Annotated in this window: 8 protein-coding genes and 1 pseudogene; 3 read left to right on the forward strand and 6 right to left on the reverse strand. The window is 38.6% G+C overall.

Annotated features, from left to right (window positions below; all coding sequences use genetic code 11):
• Nucleotides 1–55: 55 nt before the first annotated feature.
• The gene (locus CXF69_RS01020) at nucleotides 56–472 is read right to left on the reverse strand and encodes a cupin domain-containing protein (RefSeq protein WP_102076501.1); all 417 of its coding nucleotides are present in this window, start codon (nucleotides 470–472) and stop codon (nucleotides 56–58) included.
• A gap of 989 nt (nucleotides 473–1,461) precedes the next feature.
• Here CXF69_RS01020 and CXF69_RS01030 point away from each other — a divergent pair.
• Entirely contained in the window at nucleotides 1,462–2,016 is a 555-nt protein-coding gene (locus tag CXF69_RS01030) for a 3'-5' exonuclease (protein WP_228706727.1), read from the forward strand.
• Nucleotides 2,017–2,385: 369 nt separating this feature from the next.
• Here the strand turns inward: CXF69_RS01030 and CXF69_RS01035 are convergent, their stop codons facing one another.
• Both CXF69_RS01035 and CXF69_RS01040 read right to left on the reverse strand, forming a co-directional pair.
• Nucleotides 2,386–2,970: a YqiA/YcfP family alpha/beta fold hydrolase gene (locus CXF69_RS01035; protein WP_102077893.1), complete on the reverse strand. Its 585-nt coding sequence runs from the start codon at nucleotides 2,968–2,970 to the stop codon at nucleotides 2,386–2,388.
• Between the two features lie 15 nt (nucleotides 2,971–2,985).
• Nucleotides 2,986–3,873, reverse strand: a complete 888-nt coding sequence (locus CXF69_RS01040) for a hypothetical protein (protein ID WP_102077892.1) — start codon at nucleotides 3,871–3,873, stop codon at nucleotides 2,986–2,988.
• 1,206 nt (nucleotides 3,874–5,079) lie between these two features.
• Here CXF69_RS01040 and CXF69_RS01045 point away from each other — a divergent pair.
• Both CXF69_RS01045 and CXF69_RS01050 read left to right on the forward strand, forming a co-directional pair.
• On the forward strand, nucleotides 5,080–6,201 hold the full coding sequence (locus CXF69_RS01045) for a competence protein CoiA (RefSeq protein WP_228706733.1): 1,122 nt from the start codon (nucleotides 5,080–5,082) through the stop codon (nucleotides 6,199–6,201).
• 109 nt (nucleotides 6,202–6,310) lie between these two features.
• Nucleotides 6,311–6,435, forward strand: a pseudogene (locus CXF69_RS01050) (IS5/IS1182 family transposase); the annotation flags it as partial.
• Between the two features lie 54 nt (nucleotides 6,436–6,489).
• Here CXF69_RS01050 and brxL read toward each other — a convergent pair.
• From brxL to pglX, 3 genes are read right to left on the reverse strand one after another with little or no spacing between them, the layout of a single operon-like run.
• Entirely contained in the window at nucleotides 6,490–8,559 is a 2,070-nt protein-coding gene (gene brxL, locus CXF69_RS14275) for a BREX system Lon protease-like protein BrxL (RefSeq protein ID WP_102077890.1), read from the reverse strand.
• Nucleotides 8,560–8,562: 3 nt separating this feature from the next.
• Complete coding sequence (locus CXF69_RS14280; protein WP_102077930.1) at nucleotides 8,563–11,085, reverse strand: PglZ domain-containing protein; 2,523 nt, start codon at nucleotides 11,083–11,085, stop codon at nucleotides 8,563–8,565.
• A 26-nt stretch (nucleotides 11,086–11,111) separates the two neighbouring features.
• Nucleotides 11,112–15,104, reverse strand: a complete 3,993-nt coding sequence (gene pglX, locus CXF69_RS01060; RefSeq protein WP_102077889.1) for a BREX-1 system adenine-specific DNA-methyltransferase PglX — start codon at nucleotides 15,102–15,104, stop codon at nucleotides 11,112–11,114.
• Nucleotides 15,105–15,108 lie beyond the last annotated feature (4 nt).

Genomic DNA, 15,108 nt, shown 5'->3' on the forward strand with positions numbered 1-15,108 from the left:
ACCATGAAATCAGCTAACAGGCTCATCATGTATTTTTCATAATAAGCCTGAAATTTTACTTAGGTGCAAACATGTTATCAGCACTGCGATGTGCGGTATAAACTGCCTCACCATCACTTTCGCCATCAAATATAACCGTCACGTTAGGTGTAAATAGTAAGATATCACCTACTTCTGCCACGTATTTGTTGCCTTGTAAATCCCGCATCACAATTTTACCCTTAGTGATTACTTTGTATTCTACAAATTCATAAGTGTACTCAAACTCAACACCAGGTTGCATGGCAAAAAAACCAACCGTTAAACCATTAGTATTATTGGTGACGCTAACTTCTGCCATCTGACTTTTTAGGTTGTTAACTTCAAGTAAGCCAGCGAGTTGGTTTAGCTTATAAGTACCTGCTTTAATAAGTTGGATACCAGACTCTTGAGCAAGTGAGGCTACATTGTTTTTATTTACGGAAAGAGTCATTATTTTAATCCTAATAAGGTTGACTGAAAGATCAGTATCTGTAAATCATATGTTTTTTTAGCACTATAGATTCAGCTCATTACTTACTATCTGATCTATAACGCCTACTTTACATTGTTTATGAGAAATAATAACCAGCATTAGAATAAAATGACTTTTACATGTTAGTAATAATAGAAGATAATTGCAGAGTATAAAATAAGGTTGGGTGTTCGTCATTGACGTTAGTTAAACGACTGTTATATGAACATTCTAAAAATAAAAAGTGGCTCTGAAATTATGAATCATAAATAAGGCTTCCATCATCAGCATTTGAGCTTTGCAGATATTAGTTTAGTTGCTATTGAGCATATATAAAGTACGACCGCTAGTGTTGCCAATATGAAGGATAACGGCAAAAAGAAACTTTCTTGCAATATACCATCGGCATTAATACCGTTGTAAAATACAATTTCCAGTAGCCCTGACAAACCAGATAAAAATAACAGTATGAGCACCACAATGATTAGCTTAGACATCATAATAATTTTTCCATTTGATTGTTTGTATGTTTACGCCAATGCAAAAACTAAACTAGGCAGCTTAATTCTACTGGATAAGTATCTTATGCTTGGGAGAGTTAGCTAACTACTTTGAATGATATGAAAATTACCAACAAATCTTTTTTGGACTTATTAACTTCAAGTGAGCATTGTAAATTAGGGTATACCCCAAAGGAACCAGGTATCTCACCCTCCAAACCCATTAATATACCACTTAAAATAGACTGATATAATAGAACCATCTATAACAGACTGCTAAGCTCCTCATATTTATGAAGGCTAATTATGACCACATACATACTTGACACAGAAACAACAGGATTAATCTAGCCACATATGACTGAGTCCTCCTACTCTATTGTTGATATCATCGATGGCAAGGTGACTGTGTTGCAGGAGCCGAGAGCTAAGCGCTTCAACCCTTTAAAATAAATTAGCTTGGGCTCTATGGCGATATCACATATCTGTAATGAGGATGTGGCAGGTGAACCACCTCATACAGATTTTAGACTGCCTAACAGTGTTTATTACTTAATTGGTCATAATATCGATTTCGATATGACAGTTCTTAAAAATGTGGGTGTGACTCATACACCTAAGTTGATATGCATCAATGCAATGGCTAATTTCCTTCTTCCTACGCTGAAAAGTCATAAGCTAGTACCCCTCCTCTATCATTTTCACCGAGATATAGCGCGTGCTCAAGCAAGAGATGCTCATGCTGCCATTGCCGATATTTACTTTGCTGAGCTGGTGCTTGGTAGTTTGATTGACTTGGCTAATAGTCAGGGTCATGAAATAAGTGATGTGAAGAGCTTATATGGATTTAGCCAGATGGCACGTGTACCCACGCATTTAAGTTTTGGCAAGCATAAAGGTGAGGCTATTGCAGATTTGGCTACCCATTCAGATGGGGCTGGATATCTGAAGTGGCTGCTAAAACAAGATACGGTTGACCCTTATTTAGCTGAAGCTTGCCAGCAAGCATTAGAGTCCGTATAAATACACTGATGTAGTCAGTTTTATAGTCGAGCTATGCTCAACATTCAAATCGATACTAGAAATAGTTAACGCTAAAGTAGATCAAGTTCTTACTCAAACTATAACTTATTAGGTAGTAAGTCCCTCAATATTATGGTGTTTAAAATATCATCAATATTTGCATATGCCATGGAACAATCTTACTCTGACAAACTGGAAAAGCTCTATATGCTATTATTTATATAGTGTAGAGGGCGGGGGTATGAAATTTAATTTTCTTAGGTGACGCTATTAATATCGGGGTTTGGTTGTTACCTGCTATATACTCTTTTAGAGTGATAAACCTCATTACTACCTGATCATACTTTTTAATGATATCAATAGTGTCAGTTAATCTTCCCCATGATACGTTGCCTCATCCATCCAAATGATAGGGTCTTCGCATAGATGGACTAAGTGATACCAAATATCTTCACTGCGAGCAATTCGATGATGACCGCGCTCAAAGTAGTCCACGTCCCAGCTCTCAGGCAGGTTGACCAACGTCCGTCTAGCAACGGCTACATCCAAGCATTCGTCCTCGATCTCAACCATGACTCGCATCATTTCAGTACTTGAGGTAGGAAATGACAGCTTTATATTAGCCACCTCAGGTATTCGATCGGCTAAGACCTCACTAGGATAAATACAAGGTGCTATCAATAGCGCACGTAGATTATATTTATGCGCGAAGTGATTGGCAAACCAACCGCCAAGCGAATGTCCTGCTAAGACCACTCGCGGATACTGTTTCATTTTTTCTTGTATTAATATGTCGTAAACATCGAAAATTTCATTAAAATTCTGTCTGTAATTGACGGTTTGACAGTACTTAGGCTCACGGGTAATACAAGTATACTTACTAGTTTCATTGCTCGAATCAAGACCATGAAAGAACAGTAAAAAAGTATCATTATTTTCAATTGGAAACATCATAACCTTCTCCTTTAATTATTTAACGATATCTTTATACCTTAACCATAGACCATAGATATGCTCAGCGATCTCTTTAGGCACTGTGGTATATCCAGCACCAAACGATGAATCATAGACCGCTATCATTACTGTCAAAACCTCCTCTACACTATCAGCACTATTCTTAATCAGTAGATTGGCGATCAGCTCCGCTTCAGTACTGTACTCATCCCAATTACTATTGTAATAACATCCTACAATACCAAAGTCATAACGATAAATCGCATCTGTGATAGCTGTCATCAGGCTTGCATAAGCATCGTCATAATAATTAGCCCATTTCTCATACAACTGCTGACGTATGGGCAATACGCGAGGTAAAATAGGTCGATCTTTGGAATCGTTTAGTTTTTCCGCGCTCACAACACATGATGGTTTAGTGCTATCCTCCCATAACAAGGGATAAGATGACGAAAATAAGCCTTTCTCGCACACGCTCAAGCGCCATACACCCCACATCTCCTTGTTAGCACGACTCATGGTATAAACAATGATTTGATTAAGATAGTCACTATCGTAGATGATATGCTGACGATCAATTTTCACGCCTTGCTTAGGTAATACATCAGTATAGGTAAAAACTTTATCACGCTCACTAGGCTCGACAGAAATGACTATCTCAGGGTTGTCTGAATCCCTCTTCATCAATTCATAAGGAGCAACAAAGCTCAATATCTCATCGCTATTGTTCACAAAGTAAATATCCTCTTCATAGTCATTGATAGACTCGTTATGCAGATAAAACAGCGGGATCTTTTGCTTGCTTTGTACATTATCTTGAATTGATTTAGAGACTTTAGATATATCTGACCAGTGCATATCATCTATACGTTTTGGTTCAAAAGCACTCTTTGTATTTGTCATAGAATTTTCCTTATTTTTTATTTTTTTTGGATAGTAGCGTTTCTAATTTTTTGTTTTCATTCTTGAGCCAAATTTAAGTCAGCCGCGTTTGTTCGCAGCTTTTGAATCCACGTTATAAAACAATATATTTAAGTAAAATATGATTTTTTAATGACTGACTCGTCTTATCATTTTGATAAGACAAAATCTCTTACCATCATTTTCATAATGGCTATCATTTGATATGCGCTTGGATTTATTGATAATAAGAGTAATGATTAATACCAGTCAGAGTTTTTGATATTTACCAGCAATAGCAGAGTTATAGGGTGAAGCGTTGCGCCTCGAGGGTTAACTCTATATTGCTATATTCTTTCAAATTAATAACGCCCTGACTCAATAACTATAGTATAAAAATGGATGACAGAAAAGACCTTAATTAGAGGATACGACAACTGCTGTCGCTAAATATGAGTGAAACGAAGTTTTAATAAGGCTAGGATACGTTAAACATTCGCCCATGACGCTGACAGCAAGTATTCAAAAAGTGATCTATAGTCATCCTTAACTAGAGGTCTACTCTAAATTCTGCGTTATGGGTTCTTATTTTATCGATAAATATCTATTGTTATACTTAGTTTACTTGTACAATTTCTTCAGCATAGCTCACAATGACAAAACAACGACCTTCAAAAAAGGCGATGTATGGCAATTTGGTATGACAGTAATGGGTGCTTCGGCGCATTAGCAGCCTTTTTAGTATTTATCATTGTGTTTATTAGTCTTTAAATAGCTGGCTAATGCTAAAGCTCACTGACGATTATGCTTTTAATAAAATTATTTTATAGATTAAGTAGTAATTTCTTAGATGCTTATAGCCTTGTTAACGAGGATTTAAAATTATTAGCGTGATGAATAAATATCGATAATGATTAGATATAGGTAGTAGCAAAAAAATATGCTAACGCTATATACGGCATATTGTTAGCACCCTTTTTGGGTTCGAAAATTGACTCAGGTGAGTTTGTCAAAATTGAGGTTTGAGGTCTAACACACTATCCGTAACAAACCCTAAGTACATTAGCTGTCACACAGTAAAATAAATGGTATACCAAGGATATTGCAAAAGCGATCGGCATCATACGATAAGGATAATTTGTGGCATTTGTATGTTTGAAAGATAGTGAGCTCACATACAGCTTCCATTACTCACAAACTGAATGGGTAGTGCTTAAAGCTCAAGCAAGAGAACATGACCTGACCATGCCATGTTGTGGCTTGCCAGCCATATTGAAAACCAGTGCCTTGGGTACACAGTTTTTCGCGCATAAAGGCAAAATACCAATGGGTTGTAATGGTTCAGATGGTGAGTCTAGAGAGCATCAATTTGCAAAGTACCTAGTAAGTAGAACCTTGCATGAAATGGGCTGGCATGTTGAGGTAGAAAAACGCGGTCAAACCGACGCAGGTGATACTTGGATTGCAGATATCTTTGCAGAAAAAGGCAAAGCAAGAATGGCAGTTGAGATACAGTGGTCACCGCAATCCTATAAAGAAACTCAGCGGAGACAATCTCTATACGACCAATCCAATATTCGGTGTGTTTGGCTACTACGTGGTAGCAGGACCAAAAAGCATAACGCCCTAGTGGGAGATTATGCCTATCGACGTAAAAGCTTGCCAGTATTTACTCTCTCTCAAGACCACGATAAGTATATGCGGGTTCATAATAGTTACTTATTCGACAGGAAATTGGCTGCGTTTACCCCTATTTCACTTGAGCTAGTGGATTTTATCAAGCAGTTATTTGGCGGGCACTATGAATTCATTACAAGGGACAATGGTGAACGTTATTTATCTGTTGAAATTATGCAGACAAATTGCTGGCAATGTCATAAAGATATTCAGCCAGTCAACGGAGCTTTTTACCATGATTATGCTTACGGTCAATGGATAAAGGTGGCTGATGAGGCTTCAGAAATAAGAGAGCTGCCAATACAAGAAATTCAGCTTATTAATCGAGAGTTTTTAGCGGAATTCCAGTTCTCGCCGTTAAGAGAGCGATATAGCAAGACTGCGAAGACAAGCTATATGGCAAACTCATGCCCACATTGCGAAGCGTTAATGGGTAGGTTTTTTTCAACAACTGAATATCTATCATGCCAGCGTATAGAAAGCCGCAAGGTACTGACCATTTCTAGTCATGAGTTTGGAGGTATTGGACAATGGGTTCTTAATGTCGATACGTACAAGCCCGTACACTACTATTTAGATGAAGCAAATGAGTTTGTAGATGTAGTCTTGAGTCACTACTCAGAGTTGGGATCATTACATAACTATATGTATTAGTCAGATACTCATTGACCGTCAATAAGTGGCATTTATATATTCACACGCAAAATATATTTATTAAGATTTTAATCTAGATAGCAGTTACACAGAATCTGGGATGGGCTCCAAAGTCCGCCATTTATTTGAAAGTGCATTCGTTCACTTAAAATCGCCATTAGATATGACAAGCTTAAGCAAAGATATGAGAATACAGTGGCGCTAGCTTGTGCCTTTATTTGGCTTAAATTATAAATGTTCGACATGCCCTAGTATTACTGATTCTATTAACATTTATCTTCATTTAATTTATTTTTTAAATATATCTACTCTAGTCTCTACACATTTTCGTAATAGTACATTATTACTACCGATACCAAATAAGCTGTCAGGTTTTTGATAAAAATCTAACCCTCTGTCAATCTTAAAAACCCATCCATTATCTATGATAATTTCATTATCATGCAGCATGTGCTCATTGATCTGTACTTCAAGCTCAATATCTATCTCCATTAAACTCTGCTGAAGCTCATTCAATCTACCTGACATCTTCCTAACATCAGTATCTTCATCATAAGTAGTAATCAACTTTATTTTCTTAATGTTTTGTATGCTGATTACAGCTTCACAGAAACGTACAAAATTTTGTATTTGATGAGTCTCGCGAATAAAAGGATCTTTGACTTCAACTGATTTCGCACCTTGTAAATAAGGACTAAAAATTGTCTCGTAGCTATAACCTGTGGCTCCGTAGTGAATTGTAAAATGCTGCTCAGTCAATTCTTTGACAAGAGTTTCTGTAATATAAGGTTCAGCAGCTAATTCAGAGCTAACGTGCTCAGCTTTATGAGTAGGTAAAGTGGATAAAGAGCTATTAATTTCACTATCTGCATGGATGTTCTTTCGTTGAGGATTCTGAGTAGCATGCGCATCTTTTGATTCAGGACAATAGATTATGACCTCTTTACCCGTCGAATCAAAATAAGATAAATTTATCTTCGCAAACTCATTATCTGATTTCCGCTTATTCATTTGCTCTTTTACGCGACGACGTGCCTCTATAGCATAGCTTACATACTCTTCAAACTCTTTATCGGTTGGCGGAGCACTAGGGTGTAAGATTTTTAGAAACGCAGCAACAGTCTTTTTAATACCTTTCTCATCGCGGCCTTCGACCGCACTACCCAGCTTGATACGTCTACTCACCTCTTCATAGCGGTTGGTTTGCTTCAGCTGATAATGAAAAGCTTCGGCTAAGTAATCAGTAATGAAACCATAGTTACTAGTTAAGAACTCACTACTATTCTTAGGCATTTCCCAGCCCGGTAAATAAAATGCAAATCTGTCCATTACCGCTAAATCAAATTCTTTAGGCAAAGGCTGAAATAAATCATAAACTTCCGAGTTTACAATTTGCTCGACAGACAAATCCAGATTACCAACGAATGCCATAGAAGCATCAGCAATGACTTCAACTCCTCGTGAGAACCTTCCATTCGCCATGAAGTCTTTCATGATCTGAATAGTATCTTGGTCCTTAACCTTAATGCCTCCGACTTCATCGAATGCCACCGTATCCCAAAAACCAACCAGACCAATTTTTTTGCGCTGGTTATTGTAAAATAGCGTTGCCTTAGTAGCTTGACCGCCACTAATCAATGTTGAGTAAGGAGAAAACTCACTAAAGAAGTAAGATTTACCAGTGCCACGTGGGCCAAGCTCAATGAAATTAAAGTTAGGTTCAACCAGAGGAAGCAAACGTGCAATAAAATGTATTTTTACGCGCGGGCTCAGCTTATCTGGCTCTAATCCGACAGTTCGTAAAATGAAACTCATCCATTCATCACGACTACACTCCTGCCGACCTTCACAGTAATGTTCAAAATTAAACCGACTAAGCTGTATGGGACGTAGGTCTTCGATATAAAAAGTATAATCATCTTCTTCTATTTCGTTATAGGCAATAGTAACTTCAGCCCATAACCCACCCTGTAATAATCGATCATGATCACGATAGAATTTCTCGCTAATAGCTACTTTCCTAGAATCAAAGTTCTCTAAGGCTGCCCAATGTCTACGATCTTTTTCACTATAATTTACATGTACCTTATCAATAAATCGGTATTTACCTTTGGTCGCTACTTTAGATTGTGCCATGTTCGATTCATTAGGGCGCACATAGTTATCATTCAGTGTCTCTAAAACCGCTTCCATACCTGCTTGGATCTCAGCTTCATCATCACTAGCACAGTAACGTGCCAGCAAAAACTCAAGAACAAAAGTAGGAACGTTGGTCCCCTTTTTTATTCTATGTACTAGATCTTTTCTGACCACTTTTCCATCAAACAATCTATTTAACTGTGTATCTAAAGCGTCCATACATTACACCGTATAATCTGTTTCTAAATTGAGTTGGCAGAAAATTGCCATCGTAGATGGATTCAGTGCTTTCACTGTAAACTTACCTTCAAAATCAAGCTGCATTTTTATCGTAATTTGATTTTTATCGCCAGGTTTCAGGTGAATTGTTCCAGTTGCAGGATTGACCGCACCGCCATGCTTGGCTTCGCCTACGACTTCACCAGAATTATTGTGAGCTTCTATGAGTATTTCAAAATCGCTATCCACAGAGAACATATCCTGGCTTTCAAGTGATATCTCAATTACAGGCAAGCGTGTAGTAATACGCTTAGCACCATTTTTATAGTTCAATTCAACATTTGCCTTCGCAACTGGCATTTGCTCTATAGCTGATAACTGAAGGGTAATCACAGGTACGACACACTCTTGTAGCGATGCACCTCCATGATAATAGAGCATACCTGACTTATAAGAGGCTAAAGACAATGGACCCGCTATTGTCGAGAAATCACCTTTAATGCCTGCTTTTTCACAAGAAAGCTTATAATGATTATTATCAACATCCCCTTCTCCTAATAGGCAGCGCTCATGCACGTTATTCCAATTGCCTTGCAGTTTGCTACAAGTATCTCCCGCTGCCGCATGTGTGTTCATAAAGAAACCGTGATCAGTGGCTATCACAACTTCATTAAACCCAGCATCCTTTAGTTTATGAACAGCCACACGAATACGCTTTAATGCGTTAATGATTTCGGTAGGTGCGGTGTCAGGGTGGTTTTCAAAATGACTGTCTATCTCTACTGAGCGTAATATAAGTAGCTCAATATCATTTTCAACTTTAAAGCGACCACGTACAAACTCTTCAAGCCTTCCCTCTTGGAAGCGATGCCCATAACGCTTCTTAACTAGATTCATACGCTGTACAACTGTTTTAACTTCCTGTTCCTGAATATAGGGTACAAAACCATTCTCAGATTTAACCAAACGGAAATCAGTACTGGCTCCTGGCAGTAAACTTGCCATACCGACTAAGGTGATACTGGGTAGTTGAGCAAGAGCAGTTATAAGCTCTACCTTTCCATCTTCAGCAAGCTGTTGAGCCAATGCCACACCCAGCTCATAGCGCAAAGCGTCAACCATGAAGTAAGCGACCTTATTGCCGCTTTGCATCAGCTTAGGAGCAACCATCTGATCGAAAACTTCCGTATTAGCACGTTTACTCGCCAGCGGCCACCCACTCTGTTCGAGATGACTGGTAAATATAATCTGTACTTTTTCCATCAGCCTGCCGTATTGCTTACGGACTTGCTGTTGTAATGGCTTCATTAAGCCTTGAGTATCCTGCCAATCATAATCGCTAACCGCCTGCTCAAACTCACGATGTGAGCGATCTACCTCATGTAACTGACTAACATAGAAGTCTATTAGCATTTGCATGCTATTCTTATGTTCATTTAGTAGTCGCTCGTTATTTTGGCAGGCTCCTACTAGAGCTAAAGCGGAACGTAGCAAATCCCACTGTATTTGGCTTTCACCTTTACCTGTCCATACCGACTGCGCATGACGTGATAAAATCAACCGCACCTTATCAGTATCATTATGATTTAAAGAGTCTATTGCCTGTAATAGAAAAGTTCGCTCTTCGAATGGGAAAGTATCTCTTTCACCTAAGTCCACCATATGACTACAACAGTCTTTAAGATTCAAATCACTTTCAATAGCTTCAGCTTGCTCTATATATATATCCTGTGTGCGCCTATCACTACGTAAACGTTCACAAATATCTTCAACTAACGGTTGAGCACTATCGTCTGCTCGCGGCACATCTAGCAAGTCTGAGGGTAGCGACTCCGGTAAGTCAAAGGCAAACTCGCTAAACAACATAAATCGCCATAATTCATCAGCAATAGCAGGCCAACTCTCAGCCCGAGTCTTTAAAGACAGACCGATACTATCCTTGAACAACTCTTTAGCCTCACCTACCCAAGCTTTGCTTTCTTTTAATGCAGCTTGCTGTATGGCACTAGGTGCTAATAAGGCAAAAATAATACCTTTGGCAGATTCCACTCCAAGCTGTGCCTGCAAATTGGGCCAGCTCTGACCATCACCGATATTATTTATAATGGCAAAGCTAGGATTTGAATCAAGAGCAAAAGCTTTACGTATATCAGTAGTGTGGTCAGGCTTAGCTTGCAGGCACAAATCCATATAGCTATCACTATCCCCATCGGGAAATACCGCACCGCACTCAGCATAAAGCGAAAAAGGATCTATTTGCTTTTCTTCATCCTCTATTGGTTTCGAAGATGGCACGTAGACGAGTAGTTGTTCTATCTCTTTACGACCTAACAGACCTAAAGCCATAATTGCATCTGCACGACTTTTTATACTCGTTTCAGTAGCATCTACAACCACGCGTTTTTCATTAGCCATACTAGAGCAGATATCGCGATAGCGCTGATCTGGATCATATACTACTAACACTTCACTATGGTTCAGGCGTGGTATGAATATTTGTTCTTGTATGAATTGCTGAATAGTCATACGTTGCATTTCTCCATTGTAGTTCACTACTTACTACCTATAACAGTTTGCTTTATCAATGCTGTTAATTCAGTATCGGTAAGATTTTTTGGCTGCCATTCAATCTTTGTATCACCAGTAGGTTTCTTACCACGCATTATAGGCACTTCGACTTCGTGCCAAAAGATATCTTCAACGTCATGTGCAATTGCTATACTGTGGTCTTGATGACATTTACGCAATACACGTTCAGGCCAGACACTACCTGCTAAATGCGCCCAATCGTATTCACCATCTTCAAGTTTTCCCCAGGTTTCTCTTAACTTCTTTTGCCAAGCTTTATGTTGGAATAACTTCCATAAAGGTGCAGCAGTAATTTGCACGCCATCATTTAAGTTTGGCTTCCAAAATTTAGCCAAGCGCAGTAACTCATTACGGAATTCTCTGAGTTCAGCTTCTAAATCAGCCAAATGAGCCAACTCTTTTTCTTCTTCAGTGCTACGAGTAGATTTATCACGCAAGCCATTTAAATCTGCAGTGACGATAGCTAATTTAGGTTCAATAAAATCGTTGACACAAGTATAAAGAGTTTGTTGGTTTAAGGAATGATAATACACCCAAAGAGTATAAGAACCTGAAATAGTCTGTAGAGGCCAATAAATAGGAAAATATCGTTTACTTTTCGTATATTTATTTAAATGATCGTTGAAGAAGCCATTTACCTTATTAATATAATAAGATATATCATCAAAACCTATATCTTTAGCAAAACTAGTTTCCCAGGTATTATCAATAAAAATAGAGTTTAAAACTGAAGAAATACTTTCCGAGTCAATTGACAAAACACTCTTTTTATTAATATCTATTAAGGCAGGAGAGATAAAGCCTGGATTAGAGAATGGATCGTCTTCAATATTATTAGCTTCTAATCTTCTTTCATAGTCCCACCTTCCAAAAAGGCAGCCTACTGCAAATGAAAAAGTACTTTTTGCAAAATCCTTATTAGTTAACAAAGAAAAGTCATTAGCATTTAATTTAGACCCGTCCCTCATATCAAGAAGAAAATTATTATCTATTTCACTTTGGTTTTTTATAATATTTAATATACTACTTTTCTGACTGTTAACTGTATTATCAAAAGCTTGTAGGTAAGTAGTTTTCTTACCAGAAATAAATGGATATAAGTAGGCATGGGATACTTCATTTGTAGTATCTAAATCCCTATAATTATTCCATTGCAATAAAGACACTTCTGATAATCTATCTACGTCGTAAGATCTACTTGGAAGGGCTGAAATTATTCCAACCTCAAAGGACTGAGCTAGTTCACTACTACCAACCATCAGTGAAACCAATCCATCAACGGATGAGCTATTTAATTGACTAATTAAAGGAATTAATTCTTTTGGTTCATTTGAGATACTTTGAATCACAGGACTTTTATCACCAAAAACACAGCCCTGAGGTAAGAATCTAAAACTTAGTCTACTAGTTCTTCTAGGCCAGGTTATACCAGGTAAAAAATAGCTTTTATAATTCATCATAAGTGCTTGCCAGTCAGGTGACCAACCTAAAGCTCGCCTATATTCAGAACAATGAGATTTGAGTTGATGTCCTCTTTCTTTCCAATTTAAAGCTAGGTGGACATCAAAGTAATATGGCGAAAACTCACCACCCTTTGAGTACAACACATAATCTTTATGATTTGACTTCCCAATCTCGATCCAATGCCTAACAAATCTAAAATCATCTCTCGGATTGCCTCCAGACATAACAGTATAGCTATCACTTATTGATGAGTTTTCAATAAAGCTAGATAGTTGCTCCTCACTTGCCCAGTAACAAGTAGGAGATCTAGGGATTTTACGAAATGAAGATTGCTTCTTTATATATAACTTACTGTTATCTAAAGCTATAATTTCATTAGACTCGATTTTTTGGTGACTTCCTTTTTGATCATAATAAAGCCCATAGTCATTTAGTCTTGCTTTACATATAGTATATGCAGCTGTCTCGACTGCAGCATCCAGCACACCAAACCCAAGATCTAGAAAAACTTCAGTACCACGCCCTTTCGCATCTATATTTTCTCGCCAATCAACATAACCCTTAAGAAAAAAGAGTGTCCTTGTAGTAATTGCACCCAGTCTTCCATTTATACCAGCCAAGTCAAGGCCTTGAGTAACAAAATCAGCAGCGAGATCGCGCCCTTTCATTCCTAGTTTTTGAACATGCGCTTGAACCTTTTTCGATGGTTGACCAAACGGCGGATTCATTAGCACCACATCAAACCGCTTACGGCACAGATCGATAAATGCAAACCCCTTGGCAGCATCTTCAGCAAACAGTCTTTTTTGATCGGTATCAGACTCTGCTTGATTAGCATAATCACTTAATGCCTTTAAGATTAGCTGCTCAGCATCATCCCAAAATGTCTCACTATCTATACCATATAAGTCAAACCCTAGCTCTTGCTGCGGTGTAGCAGCCTCAAGTTCATCCTGAAACAAATCACCGATGCTATCACTACCCTTTTTAGTTTCCCATTGAGCACGTGCATTATCTATGGCTATTTGGATCTCTTCTTCAATTTTTAATAGCGTGCCAGCCTCTCCTGCTAGCTCCATCTTATCGAAGATAACTTCTACCAACTGACCTAATGCAGGTGGATGAAGCTTCTCGGTAAACTCTTTTAGTAAGTCTTTATCGCCAGGCATCGGTTCAGCACATACGATATTCGACTTCACAATCACAGGGCGCTGCTGCGGCTTCAAACCTTGCTGCTGCCAGGCACGCTGAGCACGCTGCCATAGACTTAGACCTGCTATCTGAACTGCTCGAGGATCAATATCAACGCCATGAATGTTATTTTCAATAATGAGCTTAGGTATTTGTGCTTTGAAATCATCTAGATTGGCAAAGCTAGTTTGCAGAGCTTGTTGATTGGCCTCACGCAGAAAGGCATCTGGTCCCAGCTCTTGCTCTAATTGCCAAGCTTCCAAATAAACCTGCTCGTATAGATCAAATGCATATAGTCCAAAGTGCATAGAACCACAGGCTGGGTCAAGCATACGGATACTACGTGGATCTTTCAGCTTGCGGTACGGTATATAAACAGGCTGCTTTAGTAGCTCGTCCTGACTTAAAGATTTGCCTTCGACGCTATCAGTTTCAGGTGATTGCTCACCAGGCTTTAAAAATATCTCAGTAGGTCGACGCACCAGATAACTGCAGCTGTCAATCAACGCCGTATTACCTTGAGTCATTTCATACCAGATACGCCCTAGGGTATTATCCGTTAAGAACTCCACTACATAACGTGGCGTAAAAAACTGGTTACGGACTGCTAATTCACGGCTGTTACGCGGTGCTTGTGATTCGGCACGCATTTTTTTGCGTTCTTCTTGTGAGTTAAAATATTGGTAAATCCAACCAATGGTTTCGTCCTCAGCCCAAAGTTCTTCAATTTCGTGATGGTTGATCTCTGCTAGTAGTTCTAATAACGCCGACTCACGAGGAAACAGTCGACCTTGTCTGCTATAGCGATCAAACAATACTGCAAGATCTATACTAAACTCATCGAACAAACTAAATAAATAGTTACGATAGGCATCACCTGTTTCGCCGTGGCTGGTACCAGCCAATTGACGATATAACTGAAAGCCTTTCGAGCTTTGCCCTTTACCAACAGATTCTAATAAAAAATCACGAGCCTCTGCCATACGCAAAGCAGCCAGGCGATTAAGCACAGTGAACGCTTGCTCTCGTACGATACGACTTAACACTTGCTTGACTCTATCTTTGTCGCTTTTGCCCGGTGTAGTAGCTAAATAGTGTTCTAAAGTCTCACGTAATATATGAGCCGTTTGGCGCTGACTATTATTCAAATGTGTCAAGGAGCTAATATCTGCCACGGTGCCCTGTTTTGGGTCCATACCGTAAACTGCTTGCAACTGACGTGTGAACTCATCACTTAGAATTTCGCGTGCACTATTAACAAATCGTTGTAGTCGATTTCGGGTAGTTTGATCAAATGCCATCTGT

The organism is Psychrobacter sp. Choline-02u-9 (assembly GCF_002836505.1).
GTDB lineage: Bacteria > Pseudomonadota > Gammaproteobacteria > Pseudomonadales > Moraxellaceae > Psychrobacter.

What these genes read in the sequence shown, in the direction of transcription:
- CXF69_RS14280 (WP_102077930.1), bottom strand. Translation starts at nt 11,085, where the DNA reads ATGACTATTCAGCAATTCATACAAGAACAAATATTCATACCACGCCTG.
- brxL (WP_102077890.1), bottom strand. Translation starts at nt 8,559, where the DNA reads ATGGACGCTTTAGATACACAGTTAAATAGATTGTTTGATGGAAAAGTG.
- CXF69_RS01035 (WP_102077893.1), bottom strand. Translation starts at nt 2,970, where the DNA reads ATGATGTTTCCAATTGAAAATAATGATACTTTTTTACTGTTCTTTCAT.
- CXF69_RS01020 (WP_102076501.1), bottom strand. Translation starts at nt 472, where the DNA reads ATGACTCTTTCCGTAAATAAAAACAATGTAGCCTCACTTGCTCAAGAG.
- pglX (WP_102077889.1), bottom strand. Translation starts at nt 15,104, where the DNA reads ATGGCATTTGATCAAACTACCCGAAATCGACTACAACGATTTGTTAAT.
- CXF69_RS01030 (WP_228706727.1), top strand. Translation starts at nt 1,462, where the DNA reads ATGGCGATATCACATATCTGTAATGAGGATGTGGCAGGTGAACCACCT.
- CXF69_RS01040 (WP_102077892.1), bottom strand. Translation starts at nt 3,873, where the DNA reads ATGACAAATACAAAGAGTGCTTTTGAACCAAAACGTATAGATGATATG.